The sequence below is a fragment of the Staphylococcus caeli genome, assembly GCF_900097965.1.
GTDB classification, from domain to species: Bacteria; Bacillota; Bacilli; order Staphylococcales; family Staphylococcaceae; genus Staphylococcus; species Staphylococcus caeli.
This window is the reverse complement of sequence record NZ_FMPG01000004.1, coordinates 168,595-184,886: the sequence shown is the minus strand read 5'-3', so window position 1 is coordinate 184,886 and position 16,292 is coordinate 168,595. Positions and strand designations below refer to the sequence as shown.

Sequence of the window (16,292 nt, the reverse complement as noted above, 5' to 3'; positions counted from 1 at the left end):
CAATCACCCTCTTCCATTTGTAGATTTTGTATTAGTAATAATTAAGACAAACGCCATAAAGACGATTAAGCATAATGCTATGGTTGAACCCATGCCATAATTTTGGATAACTAAAAATTGCTCTTCAATAGCTGTCCCAATATTAATCACCTTATTACCTGCTATAAGTCGCGTAACCATAAATAGAGATAAAGCAGGAATAAATGTCACTTGAATGCCTGTTAACACACCTTGCTTAGTTAGAGGTAGAATGACTTTTCTAAATGTTGTAAATGGGCTTGCCCCTAAGTCACTAGATGCTTGCAAAATATTATTGGGAATATCTTTCATACTATTGAAAATAGGTAAAATCATAAATGGAATATAAATATAGCTCGCAACAAGTAAAAATGCAGGTACAGTAAAAAGTAAATCCATTTTTGGTAAATGTAGCAAACTCAATATTTGATTGATAATACCATCATGACTTAATAACCCAATAAATGCATAGGTCTTCAGTAGTAAATTAATCCATGTCGGGATTATAAGGATCATTAACCACAATCCTTGATGCTTAGATGAACGTATGAAATAAGCTGCTGGGTAACTTATTACCAACGTTATGATTGTAATAATTGCAGCAAATAGTACAGAGTCCCAAATCATAAAAAAGTATTTCCATGACAGTATTTGCTTATAATTTGCAAAACTAAAATGTCCATTTATATCGAATAAAGAAAAATAGACTAGTAACAGTACAGGGACAATAATAAATAAAATCATCCATAATACATAAGGTATAAATAAAAAGTTATTAATTTTTCGCATTTTCTTGCTCCTCATAACTTTCAATACGCTTATCAAACTCTGCTTCTGTCTCTCCCGGCACCATAATGTGAATCGCTTCAGGATCAAAATATAAACCTACTTTGCTGCCTACTTCCGCTTTTTTCGTTGAATGAATCATCCATTCATATCCTTTACGATCAATGCAATTGATTTCATAATGTACACCTCTAAATAGCATAGAATCTACTGTAACTTCAAACAATCCATTCTGTGCATCTACCAATGAAATATCCTCTGGTCGAATGACAATTTCAACTTTTTTCTGTGACGGAATACCCATATCTACGCATTCAAAATTCTGGCCATATATATTAACAACGTAGTCTTCAATCATTTTCCCTTCAACGATATTCGATTCACCAATAAAATCAGCAACGAATCGATTGACAGGTTCATCGTAAATATCAGTTGGCGTGCCAAACTGTTGAATTTTGCCATCTTTCATTACAAAGATGTAGTCACTAAGTGCTAGTGCTTCTTCTTGATCATGGGTAACAAAAATAAAAGTGATACCTAGTCGCGCTTGGATTTCTCTTAATTCATATTGCATTTCTGTTCTCAGTTTTAAATCCAATGCAGATAACGATTCGTCTAATAATAAAATTTCCGGTTCATTAACTATCGCACGTGCAATTGCAATACGTTGCTTTTGTCCACCACTCATGCCATCTATCGTTCGCGACTCATATCCATTTAATTTTACGAGTGTTAGTGCTTCTTTTACTTTTTTATCGATTTCATTCTTAGTCAATTTTTTTAATTTTAAACCGAATGCTATATTATCATAGACGTTTAGATGTGGAAACAATGCATAATCTTGGAAAACCGTATTAACCTTGCGTTTATTTGCAGGCATGTGATTAATTGCCTTTCCTTGATAAATAATTTCTCCACCATCAACTGCTTCAAATCCTGCAATTAATTTTAAAATCGTCGTCTTACCACACCCAGATGGACCTAGTAATGTATAAAAGTGACCTGATTCAATGTCTATGTCTATTTGATCTAATATCTGTAGGTCGTCATAGTGCTTACTCACAGATTTGAACGATAATAATGGTTTCATATAAATCCTCCTATAAATATGATGCAGTCACAACAATCATCACACGTGCTTCTTTATTTGTGCGATTCACTAATCGATGTATTTGATCCGCCTTAAAATACAACGCATCGCCTGAGTCTGCATTATATGTATTCTCTCCTAATTCTAATGTCACACTTCCCTTTAAACAGTAAATGAACGTATCAGATGCAGAAGGTTCAAAATTTTTATAAGAAGCATTAGGACGTAATGTTAACAATAGTGGCTCCATCTCAAATTCATTTGATTGTGTTACTGGCCAATTCAATACATAGCCTTTATCATACTCATCATATTCTATTTGAGAAGCTTTCTTATATAATACTTTTTCTTCAGTTGGTGCTTTAAAAAAATCACTAGGTGTTGTACCCAATACCTCTAATATATTTAAAAATGTTTCCATGCTTGGCGAAGCATGTTGACTTTCAATCTGTGAAATATAACCCTTAGATAAATCTGTACGCTCAGCAAGTTCTTCTTGCGTTAAATTTTTAATATTCCTTAAATTTTTTAATTTCTTACCAATCTCCATGTATTCACCTTTTATGAAATAATTTGAACTCAAAGTTTGACAGATATGGGTAATCACTAATTATTCAAATACGCTCAAAATAAATAGCTATATCCTGTTTACAATTATCAAACATTAAGTTTAATGCTTAATAAAAATATCAGAATATAGCTATAAAGACAATAGTTATTTGCTTTTTGCAGAAAAATATTTTTGATCTGGTGATTTTTGCACAGCTTTAACTGCATGGTAACTACTATAACCACTACTTTTTTCAAATTCATTGAAAATTTGCTTTTCTTCAGCTTTACCAGGAACAATTTGTTTAAATTGCTTATAGCGCTTTAACAATTGCTCTCCTTCAGTACTTGATTCATAATATGCTTCAATTACATTAAAAAATGAGACTACTTGCATCATTTCTTCATTAGACCAGTCCAAATCAATTGGATATTGATACTCCATATATTGCTGCCACCTTTCTAGATTGTAATATTAATTTCTCTATTTTATATGAAAATAACCGTAATTTTTATCAAAAGCAAATAAAAAAGAGCGAGATAGAAATCAAAACATCATTTTGATTTCATTTTCTCGCTCTCAAAAGAAACTTTATACTAGGACACAAATTCAGACGAAATATACTGTTTTATTGTGCTTATACGTATCTTCATAAACGTAACCTAGATTTTATAAGTTTAGGTTTCTATTACATTGTGTGGATAGGTAATCCTAATGCTTTTTCAGCTGCTTCCATAGACATTTCACCTAATGTTGGGTGAGCATGAATTGTTAACGCTAAGTCTTCAGCATTCATACCTGACTCAATTGCTAAACCTAATTCAGAAATAATATCAGAAGCGCCAGTTCCTACAACTTGTGCACCTACTAAAGTATTATCTTCTTTAAGTGTTAACAATTTAACAAAACCAGTTGTATCATCTAATGATAATGCACGACCATTAGCTGCGTATGGGAATTTAGAAGCTGTTACTGCTAAACCTTCTTCTTTAGCTTGTGCTTCTGTGTAACCTACTGTAGCTAATTCTGGTTCTGTGAAACATACTGCAGGCATACCAATGTAGTCAACTTCAGATGCTTCACCAGCAATTGCTTCTGCAGCAACTTTAGCTTCATAGCTTGCTTTATGAGCAAGTGGTAAACCAGGAACGATATCACCAATTGCATAGATATTATCAGCAGAAGTACGGCTTTGTTTATCTACTTCTAATAATCCACGATCAGCAAATTTAAGTCCTAATTCTTCTAAACCTAATTCATCAGTGTTTGGACGACGTCCTACAGTAACTAATACGTAGTCAGCGTCGATTGTTTGTTCTTCACCTTTTACTTCGTATGTTACTTTCACACCATTGTCTGTTTCTTCAGCAGATTTTGCCATTGCTTCAGTTACAATTTCAACGCCTTTTTCTTTCATACCTTTTTTAACAGGTTGCGTCATTTGTTTTTCGAAACCGCCTAAGATATCTTTAGCCCCTTCTAAGATAGTAACTTCTGAACCGAAGTTAGCAAAAGCAGTTCCTAATTCAGAACCGATATAACCGCCACCAACGACTACTAATTTACCAGGAACTTCTTGTAAATTTAAAGCGCCAGTTGAATCAATTACACGATTACCAAACTTGAAGTTAGGGATTTCAATTGGTCTAGAACCAGTTGCAATAATCGCGTGTTTGAAGTTATAAGTTTGTGCACTTTTCTCATCCATAACACGTAGGCTATTATTATCTACAAAGTAAGCTTCACCTTTTACGATTTCAACTTTGTTACCTTTTAATAGTCCTTCAACACCGCCAGTTAATTTTTTAACAACTGATTGTTTGAATTCTTGAACTTTATCAAATTTAAGTGAAACACTTTCAGCAATTACACCTAAATTCTCAGAGTTTTTAGTTTCATCATAACGATGCGAAGCGTGTAATAACGCTTTTGAAGGAATACATCCAACGTTCAGACATACACCACCAAGTTCGCCTTTTTCTACGATTGTTACTTTTTGACCTAATTGTGCTGCACGAATTGCTGCAACATAACCACCAGGTCCTGCTCCGATTACAATAGTATCTGTTTCAATTGGGAAATCTCCAACTACCATGTTTTACCCCTCCATTAATAATAATTCTGGATTATTTAATAAACGTTTAATATGATTCATAGCATTTTGTCCAGTAGCACCATCAATTTGTCTGTGGTCAAAGCTTAATGATAATGATAAGACTGGCGCAGCTACGATTTCCCCATCTTTAACGATAGGTTTTTGTGCAATACGGCCTATACCTAAGATAGCTACTTCTGGGTGGTTGATAACTGGTGTGAACCATTGTCCACCAGCTGAACCGATGTTACTAATTGTACAAGTAGCACCTTTCATTTCATCTGCTGCTAATTTACCATCACGTGCTTTAACAGCAAGTTCATTAATTTCATCTGAAATTGCAAACATAGATTTACGATCAGCATTTTTCACAACTGGTACTAATAAACCTCTGTCAGTGTCTGCTGCGATACCAATGTTCCAGTAATGTTTATGCACAATTTCGCCTGCTTCTTCATTAAATGAAGTGTTAAGCGCTGGGTATTTCTTAAGTGCAGAAACAAGTGCTTTAACAACGTAAGGTAAAAACGTAAGTTTAGTACCTTGCTCAGCTGCAACTTCTTTGAATTTTTTACGGTGATCCCATAATTCTTGAACATCAATTTCATCCATTAATGTTACGTGAGGTGCAGTGTGTTTTGAGTTAACCATTGCTTTAGCAATTGCTTTACGCATTGCAGGAATTTTTTCAGTTGTTTCTGGGAATTCGCCTTCTGTAGAAACAGCTGCTGGTTGTGCAGGTGCTGAAGTTTCTTCGCTAGCTACTGCTGCACTTTCGTTTGAAGGTGTTGCTTGTCCACCATTTAAGTATGCATCAACATCTTCTTTTGTTGTACGTCCATTTTTACCTGAACCTGAAACAGCTTTAATGTTAACACCTTTTTCACGTGCATATTTACGCACTGAAGGCATAGCTTTAACACGTTTACTTTCATCAACTTCTTCATTTGATGATTGTGCTGGGGCTGCTTCTTCTTTAGCACTTTCTTCTGCAGGCGCTTCTGTTGACTCACTTGCAGAGTCATCACTTTCACTACCTTTGAATTGCATATCTTCTGCATCTGGTGCATCAATTTTAACGATAGTGTCACCAACAACTGCGACAGTACCTTCTTCTACTAATACTTCTTCAACTGTACCAGAAACAGGTGATGGAATTTCAACAACAGATTTATCATTTTGTACTTCTGCTAATACATCATCTTCTTCAATTGTATCTCCAGCTTTAACAAACCACTTTACAATTTCACCTTCGTGGATACCTTCACCAATATCGGGTAATTTAAATTCAAATGCCACGTTATTATCCTCCTAAAAATTCATATTAAGTCAAAATTAGAAATACGACAGAGCAAGTCTACTCGAGTCTTCATATTATATATATAAACTTGAATGAAGTAGCTATCAACGAAGAATCGTTTTATGCTACCTCATTTAAGGAAATATTAAAATTCTAAAGTTGCTTTTGCTTTTTCAATAATATCGTTTTTGTTTGGTAACCAAATGTTTTCAGCTTGTGTAAACGGATAAACCGTATCAGCTGCTGCAACACGTGCGATTGGTGCTTCTAATGAAAGAATTGCACGCTCTGCTAATTCAGATGCAACTGCAGCACCTACACCAGCTTGACGTTGTGCTTCTTGAACAACAACAGCACGGCCTGTTTTTTCTACTGAAGCAACAAGTGTTTCGATATCGATTGGTTGAACAGTACGTAAGTCAATAACTTCAACTGAATAACCTTCTTTTTCTAATTCTTCTGCTGCTTTCATTGATTCTTGAACCATTGCACCGTAAGCAATAAGTGTAATGTCGTTACCTTCTTGTTTTACATTCGCTTTACCAATTTCAATTGTGTACTCTTCTTCAGGTACTTCATCACGGAATGAACGATATAATTTCATATGTTCTAAATATACGACTGGGTCATTACTTCTGATTGCAGAAATTAATAAACCTTTAGCGTCATATGGATTAGATGGAATTACAACATGTAAACCTGGTGATTGAGCTAAAATACCTTCTAAGTTGTCGGCGTGTAATTCTGGTGTATGAACGCCACCACCAAATGGAGCACGGATTGTAACAGGTGCTTGTTTAGAGTTACCTGAACGGAAACGTGTACGTGCGATTTGTCCTGCTACAGAGTCGAATACTTCAAATACGAATCCTAAGAATTGTATTTCCATTACTGGACGGTATCCTTGTGTAGTTAAACCTAATGCTAAACCACCAATACCAGATTCAGCTAATGGTGTATCAAATACACGATCTTCTCCGAATTCTTTTTGTAAACCTTCAGTTACACGGAAAACACCACCGTTAACACCGACGTCTTCACCGAAAAGTAAAACATTTTCGTCGTTTTGTAATTCGGTTTTAAGCGCGTTGTTAATCGCTTGTACCATTGTCATTTGTGCCATCGGTTACTTCGACTCCTTCTCTTTATAGATTTCATATTGTTCTGCTAAGTTTTGAGGCATATCTTCGTACATATTATCCATTAAATCAATAACAGTTTGTTTTTCTGTATTGTCTGCTTCTTTGATAGCAGCTTTAATATCAGCTTTTGCACGCTCAATAACTTCATTTTCTTTTTCTTCAGTCCATAAACCTTTTGCTTCAAGGAATTTTCTATAACGAACTAATGGATCCTTTTTCTCCCACTCAGAATCTTCATCAGAAGTTCTGTATTTCGTTGGATCGTCACCAGCCATTGTATGTGGACCATAACGGTAAGTAATAGTTTCAATTAATGTTGGGCCTTCACCATTTACAGCACGATCACGCGCTTCTTTAGTAGCTTGATATACTGCTAATGCATCCATACCGTCTACTTGTAGACCTGGGATACCACAAGCGATAGCTTTTTGCGCTAAAGTTGTTGCAGCAGTTTGTTTACTACGTGGTGTAGAAATTGCATAGTTGTTGTTTTGAATTACGAAAATTGCCGGCGCTTTGTAAGCTGAAGCAAAGTTGATACCTTCATAGAAATCACCTTGTGACGAACCACCATCACCAGTGTATGTGATTGCTACAGCTTGCTTACCACGTTTTTTAATACCAAGTGCAACACCAGCTGTTTGAACATACTGTGCACCAATAATAATTTGTGGGCTTAATGCGTTTACGCCTTCAGGCATTCTGTTACCTTTGAAGTGTCCTCTTGAGAATAAGAAAGCTTCAGTCAACGGTAAACCTTGCCAGATTAATTGTGGTACATCACGATAACCCGGTAAAATAAAGTCTTCTTGTTCTAAAGCATATTGTGATGCCAATTGTGAAGCTTCTTGTCCAGCAGTTGGCGCGTAGAAACCTAATCTTCCTTGTCTATTTAATGAAATAGAACGTTGGTCAAGAATACGTGTCCAAACCATTCTCTCCATTAATTCAACTAACTGCTCATCTGACAAATCTGGTAATAAATCTTCATTAACAACATTGCCATCTTCATTCAAAATTTGAATCATTTCAAATTGCGATTCAGTATCTTTCAATACTTTCTCTGCATCGAATTGGGCTTTCAATTTCTGAGCCATTCAATTCACCAAACCTTTCCCGTATAATAGAAATTCATTTTATCCTTTCACATTGTACCACAAAACTGTTACACTGTTAAACAATTTAAAAAAGTTCTGTAATACATAAAACCAGTACAGTTTCGAGACTGTACTACTGTTTTTCCGAATACTGTACTACTCAAAATGTACTAGCTCTAATTTTTCTTTTCCCTAAAAATGAAAGCGTACTCAACTAACATATTATATTTAAATTTTGCAAAATTCAAACAGCACGCTTATCTAATTAAGATATGCTATCTACTTCTTCTTTTTCTTTATTAACTTTATTCATAGCTTTGGAATATTTTTTGAATGCTTTATTCATATCTTTATACGCTTTTGAAACAGCTTCTGATTTTTTATCAATTTGTGCCTGTTCAACTTGATCACCAGCTGTATATTCAAACATTGCTTTTTCTTTACTCATAATATTTTTGTATGCTTTAGCGTATTCATCATGTGCTTTATATTTCGCTTTTAAAGCGTCATCCAAATCTTTGACTTCTTTTTTCTTCTGCTTGTTGTTAATGTTATCTAGATGTTTCCCTGCTTTTTTGAACTGCTTTTCAGATTCATCTATTGCTTTTTCTTCTTTTTTAAATTCTTTTTCTCTCTCTTCAACATTATCAACAACTTTTCCCGATGTTTCTTTAACCTTTTGTTGATTTTTACCATTTATTTTCTTAACTAATTTTTGCTTATCTTGTTCAAGTTTATTTAATTTTTTTCCAACAGAAGATACTGTTTTTTCTTCATCAAATGCTTTTTGTACTTGTGCGTTATAATCTTTGATTTCACCTTTATCTGTTGTACAACCTGCAACCAGTAAAGTAGAAGCGATGACTGCACCAATGCCATATTTTAATTTCATTTTTTAGAAATCCTCCTTTAAATGTGTGTGTTATGTTATATAATATTTTATAATAAATCAAATCTATTACTGTATTTTTCCTATCTAACTTTGGTATATTTTATAATAAGGAAGGTGTATGAACAAATGTTAACAATGAAAGATATTATAAGAGATGGTCATCCTACACTTCGTGAAAAAGCACAAGACGTAACTTTGCCACTTTCAGAAGAAGATCGTATGACATTATTAGCAATGCGCGAATTCTTGATTAATAGTCAAGACGAAGAAACTGCTAACAAATATGGTTTACGTTCCGGTGTAGGACTTGCAGCACCACAAATCAATGTTTCAAAAAAAATGATTGCTGTTTATTTACCAGATGATGGTAATGGCAAATCGTATGATCTCATGTTAGTTAATCCTAAAATTATGAGTCATAGTATTCAAGAAGCTTATTTACCAACTGGTGAAGGATGCTTAAGTGTTGATGAGAACATCCCTGGCTTAGTGCATCGTAAAAACAGAATTACTGTAAAAGCTACTGATGTTGATGGCAAAGAAGTGAAATTACGCTTGTCAGGCTATCCTGCGATTGTTGTACAACATGAAATTGATCATATTAATGGTATTATGTTTTATGATCATATAGATAGTGACAACCCACTCCAGCCTCATGCCGACGCAGTGGAAGTTTAATCAGTAATATGAAAATACCGTTAGCAATATACTCTTTTGCTAACGGTATTTTTTACATGAAGTCATCTCTACGTTCGTGAAATGGTACATCGAGTTCTTTTAGCTCAGACTTAAGTTGGTTCAGTTGCTGTATATCGATAAATTCAGGGTCATGATTATGTTTAACATAATTTTGATCACCATTCACGTTATCGATAATTTCGTTATAATTAAAAAACATTAATACTTGCTCAGCACGTACTTCAAATGTAATATCTTGAAAGATTTTATCCGTACGTTTCTTCTCTTGCCTTACATCTTCAATAATTTTTTTGACTCGGTCCATAATTATCACCCTCAACGATACTTTCCAAACTATTACAAATTCTATTAAACTGTTTGTCTCTTCATCTTAAATAAATTTAGCAAGCTACTCAAGTTATATCTTCTCTTTTTATTGATTTTCTTTGTTTCAAGTAGTTAATCCATAATTTTCATTTTAAAGAATAAGTCGTTATGCAGGTTAATCGCATAGACAAGATAAAACTGCTTTATTTATTCTAGTACATCATGTAAAATAAGAAATAACTGAAAACATGCAAATGATGTTATTTGTGTTTTTCTAATCGAACGAACTAAGCACGAAAATTCTCTAGAAACATACTGGGCAAGCTAGTATGTTCTATTTTATATATTGACTTCACATGGTATTTCGAAATACTAATGTTTGAATTATTTACTTTTCAACTTACCGTCAATTTAAAATCTAGGGACAAACAATAAAAATAAATAAAAAAAATCAACACATGATTTTTAGGAGGAAATAAATAAATGGCAGTATTTAAAGTATTTTATCAACATAATAAAGAAGAAGTAATTGTACGTGAAAATACACAAACAATTTATGTTGAAGCTCAAACAGAAGAACAAGTAAGAAGATATTTAAAAGATCGTAATTTCAACATTGAATTTATTACTAAATTAGAGGGCGCACATTTAGAATATGAAAAACAATCTGATCACTTTAACGTGGAGCAGGCTGAATAATGAAACAAATTCATAAAAACGAAGTTGCAGTTTATGCTCTTGGTGGCCTAGGCGAAATAGGTAAAAACACATATGCTGTTGAGTATCAAGATGAAATTGTAATTATCGACGCCGGTATTAAATTTCCAGACGATAACTTATTAGGTATTGATTATGTTATTCCTGATATTACTTATCTCGTACAAAATCAAGATAAAATCGTCGGATTATTTATCACACATGGACACGAAGACCATATAGGTGGTGTGCCCTACCTATTAAAACAAATTAATGTACCTATTTATGGCGGACCATTAGCTTTGGGATTAATTAGAAATAAATTAGAAGAACATCACTTATTGAGAACGACTGAAATGATAGAAATTGATGAGAGTAGCGTAATTAAATCAAAACACTTTGAAGTTTCTTTCTATTTAACAACACATAGTATTCCGGAAGCGTATGGCGTAATTGTAAATACACCAGAAGGTAATATTGTTCATACTGGGGACTTCAAATTCGATTTTACCCCTGTCGGTGAACCTGCAAATATGGCGAAAATGGCTAAGTTAGGTGAAGAAGGCGTATTATGTTTGCTTTCTGACTCTACGAACTCACTTGTACCTGATTTCACTTTAAGTGAACGTGAAGTGGGTCAAAATGTTGAAAAAATATTCCGTAATTGTAGCGGACGTATCATTTTCGCAACATTTGCATCAAATATTTACCGTGTACAACAAGCAGTAGAAGCTGCAATTAAGCACAATCGTAAAATTGTTACTTTCGGACGTTCGATGGAAAACAATATTAAAATTGGCATGGAATTAGGTTATATCAAAGCACCACCGGAAACTTTTGTAGAACCTAACAAGATTAATACAGTACCTAAACATGAATTATTAATTCTCTGTACGGGTTCTCAAGGTGAACCAATGGCAGCTCTTTCAAGAATTGCAAATGGTACTCACAAACAAATCAAGATAATACCTGAAGACACAGTAGTATTTAGTTCATCACCAATTCCGGGTAACACGAAAAGTATTAACCGCACAATCAATGCACTTTATCGTGCGGGTGCTGAAGTTATTCATAATAAAGTGTCAAATATCCATACGTCAGGACATGGTTCTAAAGGCGATCAACAATTAATGTTACGTCTCTTACGTCCAAAATTCTTCTTACCTATTCATGGTGAGTACCGTATGTTAAAAGCACACGGTCAATCCGGTGTTGAATGTGGGGTTGATCCTGATAATGTCTTCATCTTTGATATTGGTGATGTATTAGCTCTAACACATGATTCCGCCCGTAAAGCAGGCAGAATTCCATCTGGTAATGTCCTAGTTGATGGTAGCGGTATCGGTGATATTGGTAATGTCGTTATTCGCGATAGAAAATTACTTTCTGAAGAAGGCTTAGTTATCGTTGTTGTAAGTATCGACTTCAAGACGAACAAATTATTATCGGGCCCTGATATTATTTCTAGAGGCTTTGTTTATATGCGTGAATCAGGTCAATTAATTTATGATGCACAACGCAGAATTAAAACAGACGTCATTGGTAAATTAAATCAAAATCAAGATATCCAATGGCATCAAATAAAATCATCAATTATTGAAACATTACAACCATATTTATATGAAAAAACAGCCCGTAAACCGATGATTCTTCCTGTCATTATGAAAGTTAATGAAGATAGTAATCCATCACCTACGAAAAAGCCAAATAGTAAGCCTGGTAAAAATCACTCAAAACCATCAAACAAACAGCAATCAAATTAAAAATCTGCAAACGATTCGCAAAATCAACAAACGAATCAAAAAAGTACAGATCAATCTGAATCTTAATATATACAAAAAAGCTATGACGCTTACATTCTATGTTTAAATAGAATGTTACTTCATAGCTTTTTATTTTTGCGTATCTTCATTTGAAGTTTTATCAACCCAAGTCATCCATGTTGGGTCTGTTTACGAAATTTTTATTAGAAAATTTGCTTTCTAACCGTGTTCTTTGGCAATTTATTTCACTTCAATAAGTAATGCCTATTAACGCACTACCTTTTTCTCAAAGCGATTCAAGTCATTGTCATGACCAATCATAATCAATATATCGCCTATTTCAATGCTGATATTAGGATCTGGAGACACAAGTATCTCTCTACCGCGCTTAATAGCGATAATACTTATTCCGAATTGCGCACGAATATCTAATTGAATAATAGTTTGTCCTGCCATCTTCTCACTTGCTTTAATTTCAACAATAGAGTGTTCATCAGCAAGTTCTAAATAGTCTAAGACACTCGCACTAGCAACATTATGAGCTATCCTTCTACCCATATCTCTTTCTGGATGTACGACAGTATCTGCACCAATTTTATTCAAAATTTTTGCATGATAATCATTTTGCGCTTTAGCTGTTACTTTTTTTACACCTAATTCTTTTAAAATTAATGTTGTCAATGTACTAGACTGGATATTTTCTCCAATAGCAACGATGACATGATCAAAATTTCTAATACCTAAACTTTTCATCACTGCCTCATCAGTCGTATCAGCAACGACGGCATGTGTCGCAATGTCACTATATTCATTAACACGCGCCTCATTCATATCAATCGCCATAACATCCATATCTAATGCGTTTAATTCTCTGACAATACTACCGCCAAATCGACCTAAACCAATTACCACATATTCTTTATCCATGTGTGTCCTCCAATTTAAAAATCGTGGCATGGCTACCATATCAATACCTTACAGCATCAATATATAACCATAACCACATTTGAAAATTTGTATTATTTTTTGCCTTCAACATATTTTTTATCGAAAACGAATAATCTCAATAATAATATTAACGATGGAATGAGTAAAAGTAAACCTAAAATAAAGACAATTATTAACGCAATTGCCATACTACTATTTACAACATGCTCATCAATTCGAATAAATGGATACAGTAAATACGGTAATTTACTTGCACCGTATCCGAAAAAGGCAAAGCCCATTTGCAATATGACTAGAATAAAAGCATAACCATGCCCTTTTTTCATAAGCGTTAAGACCATTGCACCTACAAAACATACAAAGCTTAATAAGAACATCCACCAATAATTTGAAACTGCATTTATGAAATGCGCTTCATTCTGTAAACGTAATGATAAAAATACAAATAATGAAATAGCTATCATTGGCGGTCCCCAAATTAAGAACCAATATCTCAATAAGTTATACGCAGGCTTATCTTTTGCTTTTGAAGCATAATACGTTAAGAAGCCTGAAGATATATACAATACTGAAATAATTGCTAAGAAAACAACTGACCATGAATATGGACTCAATAATAATTCTGTCCAATTTAAATCTAAATTATTTTCAGTACCGGTAATATAACCACCTTCTGAAATTGTTAACGTAGTTGCAAGAGAAGCTGGAATTAATAATCCGGCAATCCCATACATTGCTAACCAAGGTAATTTCGTATCTGGACCATAGTTTTCAAATGCATAAAATGCCCCTCTAATTGTCAATAATATCAATGCGATTGAAGCTGGTAAGAGTAATACTGTACCAAAATACATTGCTGTATCTGGAAAAAAACCTACCATTCCTACAAAGAAAAACACAAAGAATACATTAGTAACTTCCCATACTGGATTTAAATAACGTGCTATAAGGTGATTAATTTTTTTATCTTGTTTCGTTATTTTAGCATGTAATGTAAAGAAGCCTGCACCAAAGTCAATTGATGCAATAATGATATAACAAAATAAGAAAATCCAAAGTACTGAAATGCCAATATAAGCAAATAACATTAAGTATCACCTCTTTCTTTGGCAATTGACTCTACATCTTTATATGCTGGTTTTTCTTTAAACATACGTATCAGCACGTATGCAGAAGTAAATAACAGTACAAAGTATAATAAACCAAACAATATTGTTACTAATGTTAAACCGCCAGCCTGTGTAGCTGCATCCGCAACTTTCAGGTATCCACGTACCATCCATGGTTGACGGCCTTGTTCAGTGAGGAACCAACCAAATTCAATTGCTAGCATAGCTGCAGGTCCTGTTAATAATGCACCATAGAGCATTGGTTTTGAAAATGTGAGCTTGCGTAATTTTTTGAAAATAAGTGTTAATATAAATAGACCAGAAATAACTAAACAGAACACACCCATCGATACCATAAGATCAAAATAATAATGTACGATCATTGGTGGATGTAATTCTTTAGGGAATTCATTTAAACCTTTTACCTCAGTCTTAGTACTATTATCAGCTAAGAAACTAAGTAATCCTGGAATTTTAATTGCTCCGGATACTTCTTGTGTTTTTTCATCAAGCGACCCAAATAATACTAAATCTGCGTTTGATTCACTTTCAAAATGCCATTCGTATGCTGCCAATTTTTCTGGTTGTTCTTGATGTAAAAATTTTGCTGATAAATCCCCGGCAAGCATAGAACCTAATGTAAATATAACACCTAAGATCATTGTTAGTTTTAATGCTTTCATATGATACTCAGTGTCTTTTTTAAATTTATTTTTTAATAGCTTAAATGCCGCAATCGCTGCTAATACAAAGGCCATTGTCATAAATGCTGTTGCAACTACATGAAATGAACGTATTAAGAACGAATCGTTGAACATTGCCGCTAAAGGTTCTACGTTAACCATTTTGCCATGTTTCATTTCAAACCCTGCAGGTGTATTCATAAATGAGTTAACTGCTGTAATGAAAAATGCAGAAAACGAACCACCAATTATTACAGGTATACTAATTAAGAAATGTGTCCATTTACCTTTAAATCTATCCCAAGTATATAAATAAATACTCAAGAATATTGCTTCGAAAAAGAATGCAAAAGTTTCCATAAATAATGGTAATGCTATTACATGTCCACCCATTTGCATAAATGTCGGCCATAGTAATGAAAGTTGTAGACCTATAATCGTACCTGTTACAACACCAACTGCAACCGTAATTGTATATCCTTTAGACCATCTTTTCGCTAATGTTGTATAGATTGGATTATTCTTTTTAATCCCTATAAATTCAGCAATAGCAAACATGACCGGCATGCCCACACCGATTGTTGCAAAAATTATATGTACTGCGAGTGTCATCGCAGTTAAAAAACGAGCTAATTCAACCGAATCCATAATATCACCTTTTTTATTTATTTGTGACAAAAATCACAACGTCCATTTATTATAAACTGCTTTACATAAATTTGAAATTAATTTCGCTTAAAATAAAGTGACAAATTAATGACCAATTTCATGCAATTTACACACTTGAAAAATATGCAAATGTCTCTTATATTTAAGTATATTGAATACAGAAAGGACTCCTAAATATGAATCAAATTATTATTTATACTCAAAATGATTGCCCTCCTTGCACGTTTATAAAAAATTATCTAAAAGATAAAGGCATTGCATTTACTGAAAAAAACATTAGCCATACGCAATATAGAAATGAAATGATTGACTACGATGCCTTTGCAACACCATTTATATTATTAAATGATGAACCTATGTATCAAATTGATATGGATAAGCTCAATGATACCTTAAACATTAAATAACCCTTTTTGAAGAAAGATAGCTTGTAATTTCGATATTAACCA

Annotated in this window: 17 protein-coding genes; 4 read left to right on the top strand and 13 right to left on the bottom strand. The window is 33.7% G+C overall.

Annotated features, from left to right (window positions below; all coding sequences use genetic code 11):
• Positions 1-3: 3 nt before the first annotated feature.
• From BJS11_RS06960 to BJS11_RS06920, 9 genes are all read right to left on the bottom strand, one after another.
• Positions 4-807 (bottom strand): ABC transporter permease, encoded by an 804-nt coding sequence (locus tag BJS11_RS06960; RefSeq protein WP_069994793.1) that lies wholly within the window; start codon positions 805-807, stop codon positions 4-6.
• Complete coding sequence (locus BJS11_RS06955; protein ID WP_069994795.1) at positions 794-1,894, bottom strand: ABC transporter ATP-binding protein; 1,101 nt, start codon at positions 1,892-1,894, stop codon at positions 794-796. Before BJS11_RS06955 ends, BJS11_RS06960 begins: the two co-directional genes overlap by 14 nt.
• 10 nt (positions 1,895-1,904) lie before the next feature.
• Positions 1,905-2,444 carry a helix-turn-helix domain-containing protein gene (locus BJS11_RS06950; protein ID WP_069994796.1) on the bottom strand — a complete coding sequence of 180 codons (540 nt, stop codon included), beginning with the start codon at positions 2,442-2,444 and terminating at the stop codon, positions 1,905-1,907.
• A 165-nt stretch (positions 2,445-2,609) separates the two neighbouring features.
• Positions 2,610-2,888, bottom strand: coding sequence for a UPF0223 family protein (locus tag BJS11_RS06945; RefSeq protein WP_069994797.1), 279 nt, complete (start codon positions 2,886-2,888; stop codon positions 2,610-2,612).
• Between the two features lie 244 nt (positions 2,889-3,132).
• Entirely contained in the window at positions 3,133-4,539 is a 1,407-nt protein-coding gene (gene lpdA / locus BJS11_RS06940) for a dihydrolipoyl dehydrogenase (protein WP_069994798.1), read from the bottom strand.
• A 3-nt stretch (positions 4,540-4,542) separates the two neighbouring features.
• Positions 4,543-5,838 carry a dihydrolipoamide acetyltransferase family protein gene (locus tag BJS11_RS06935; protein WP_069994809.1) on the bottom strand — a complete coding sequence of 432 codons (1,296 nt, stop codon included), beginning with the start codon at positions 5,836-5,838 and terminating at the stop codon, positions 4,543-4,545.
• 146 nt (positions 5,839-5,984) lie between these two features.
• Positions 5,985-6,962 (bottom strand): alpha-ketoacid dehydrogenase subunit beta, encoded by a 978-nt coding sequence (locus BJS11_RS06930; RefSeq protein ID WP_069994812.1) that lies wholly within the window; start codon positions 6,960-6,962, stop codon positions 5,985-5,987.
• Positions 6,963-6,965: 3 nt separating this feature from the next.
• On the bottom strand, positions 6,966-8,078 hold the full coding sequence (pdhA, locus tag BJS11_RS06925) for a pyruvate dehydrogenase (acetyl-transferring) E1 component subunit alpha (protein ID WP_069994814.1): 1,113 nt from the start codon (positions 8,076-8,078) through the stop codon (positions 6,966-6,968).
• Between the two features lie 265 nt (positions 8,079-8,343).
• Entirely contained in the window at positions 8,344-8,970 is a 627-nt protein-coding gene (locus tag BJS11_RS06920) for a YkyA family protein (protein WP_069994816.1), read from the bottom strand.
• 126 nt (positions 8,971-9,096) lie between these two features.
• Here BJS11_RS06920 and def point away from each other — a divergent pair, with 126 nt between their 5' ends.
• The gene (gene def, locus BJS11_RS06915; RefSeq protein WP_069994818.1) at positions 9,097-9,648 is read left to right on the top strand and encodes a peptide deformylase; all 552 of its coding nucleotides are present in this window, start codon (positions 9,097-9,099) and stop codon (positions 9,646-9,648) included.
• A gap of 52 nt (positions 9,649-9,700) precedes the next feature.
• Here def and BJS11_RS06910 read toward each other — a convergent pair whose 3' ends face one another.
• Positions 9,701-9,973, bottom strand: coding sequence for a hypothetical protein (locus BJS11_RS06910; protein ID WP_069994820.1), 273 nt, complete (start codon positions 9,971-9,973; stop codon positions 9,701-9,703).
• A gap of 485 nt (positions 9,974-10,458) precedes the next feature.
• On the opposite strand from BJS11_RS06910, the gene BJS11_RS06905 reads away from it, so the two are divergent.
• Entirely contained in the window at positions 10,459-10,674 is a 216-nt protein-coding gene (locus BJS11_RS06905; protein ID WP_069994822.1) for a DNA-dependent RNA polymerase subunit epsilon, read from the top strand.
• The gene (rnjA, locus tag BJS11_RS06900; protein ID WP_069994823.1) at positions 10,674-12,434 is read left to right on the top strand and encodes a ribonuclease J1; all 1,761 of its coding nucleotides are present in this window, start codon (positions 10,674-10,676) and stop codon (positions 12,432-12,434) included. The genes BJS11_RS06905 and rnjA overlap by 1 nt, the downstream gene beginning before the upstream one ends.
• A gap of 267 nt (positions 12,435-12,701) precedes the next feature.
• Here the strand turns inward: rnjA and BJS11_RS06895 are convergent, their stop codons facing one another.
• The 3 genes from BJS11_RS06895 to BJS11_RS06885 form a co-directional block, all read right to left on the bottom strand.
• Positions 12,702-13,361, bottom strand: a complete 660-nt coding sequence (locus tag BJS11_RS06895) for a potassium channel family protein (protein ID WP_069994825.1) — start codon at positions 13,359-13,361, stop codon at positions 12,702-12,704.
• Positions 13,362-13,453: 92 nt separating this feature from the next.
• Positions 13,454-14,470, bottom strand: coding sequence for a cytochrome d ubiquinol oxidase subunit II (locus BJS11_RS06890; protein WP_069994826.1), 1,017 nt, complete (start codon positions 14,468-14,470; stop codon positions 13,454-13,456).
• Positions 14,470-15,822: a cytochrome ubiquinol oxidase subunit I gene (locus tag BJS11_RS06885; protein ID WP_069994827.1), complete on the bottom strand. Its 1,353-nt coding sequence runs from the start codon at positions 15,820-15,822 to the stop codon at positions 14,470-14,472. The genes BJS11_RS06890 and BJS11_RS06885 overlap by 1 nt, the downstream gene beginning before the upstream one ends.
• A gap of 197 nt (positions 15,823-16,019) precedes the next feature.
• Here BJS11_RS06885 and BJS11_RS06880 point away from each other — a divergent pair, with 197 nt between their 5' ends.
• Positions 16,020-16,250 (top strand): glutaredoxin family protein, encoded by a 231-nt coding sequence (locus BJS11_RS06880; RefSeq protein ID WP_069994829.1) that lies wholly within the window; start codon positions 16,020-16,022, stop codon positions 16,248-16,250.
• Positions 16,251-16,292 lie beyond the last annotated feature (42 nt).

What these genes read in the sequence shown, in the direction of transcription:
- rnjA (WP_069994823.1), top strand. Translation starts at nt 10,674, where the DNA reads ATGAAACAAATTCATAAAAACGAAGTTGCAGTTTATGCTCTTGGTGGC.
- BJS11_RS06945 (WP_069994797.1), bottom strand. Translation starts at nt 2,888, where the DNA reads ATGGAGTATCAATATCCAATTGATTTGGACTGGTCTAATGAAGAAATG.
- BJS11_RS06880 (WP_069994829.1), top strand. Translation starts at nt 16,020, where the DNA reads ATGAATCAAATTATTATTTATACTCAAAATGATTGCCCTCCTTGCACG.
- BJS11_RS06910 (WP_069994820.1), bottom strand. Translation starts at nt 9,973, where the DNA reads ATGGACCGAGTCAAAAAAATTATTGAAGATGTAAGGCAAGAGAAGAAA.
- BJS11_RS06890 (WP_069994826.1), bottom strand. Translation starts at nt 14,470, where the DNA reads ATGTTATTTGCTTATATTGGCATTTCAGTACTTTGGATTTTCTTATTT.
- BJS11_RS06960 (WP_069994793.1), bottom strand. Translation starts at nt 807, where the DNA reads ATGCGAAAAATTAATAACTTTTTATTTATACCTTATGTATTATGGATG.
- pdhA (WP_069994814.1), bottom strand. Translation starts at nt 8,078, where the DNA reads ATGGCTCAGAAATTGAAAGCCCAATTCGATGCAGAGAAAGTATTGAAA.
- BJS11_RS06930 (WP_069994812.1), bottom strand. Translation starts at nt 6,962, where the DNA reads ATGGCACAAATGACAATGGTACAAGCGATTAACAACGCGCTTAAAACC.
- BJS11_RS06895 (WP_069994825.1), bottom strand. Translation starts at nt 13,361, where the DNA reads ATGGATAAAGAATATGTGGTAATTGGTTTAGGTCGATTTGGCGGTAGT.
- BJS11_RS06950 (WP_069994796.1), bottom strand. Translation starts at nt 2,444, where the DNA reads ATGGAGATTGGTAAGAAATTAAAAAATTTAAGGAATATTAAAAATTTA.
- BJS11_RS06905 (WP_069994822.1), top strand. Translation starts at nt 10,459, where the DNA reads ATGGCAGTATTTAAAGTATTTTATCAACATAATAAAGAAGAAGTAATT.
- BJS11_RS06920 (WP_069994816.1), bottom strand. Translation starts at nt 8,970, where the DNA reads ATGAAATTAAAATATGGCATTGGTGCAGTCATCGCTTCTACTTTACTG.
- BJS11_RS06955 (WP_069994795.1), bottom strand. Translation starts at nt 1,894, where the DNA reads ATGAAACCATTATTATCGTTCAAATCTGTGAGTAAGCACTATGACGAC.
- BJS11_RS06885 (WP_069994827.1), bottom strand. Translation starts at nt 15,822, where the DNA reads ATGGATTCGGTTGAATTAGCTCGTTTTTTAACTGCGATGACACTCGCA.
- def (WP_069994818.1), top strand. Translation starts at nt 9,097, where the DNA reads ATGTTAACAATGAAAGATATTATAAGAGATGGTCATCCTACACTTCGT.
- lpdA (WP_069994798.1), bottom strand. Translation starts at nt 4,539, where the DNA reads ATGGTAGTTGGAGATTTCCCAATTGAAACAGATACTATTGTAATCGGA.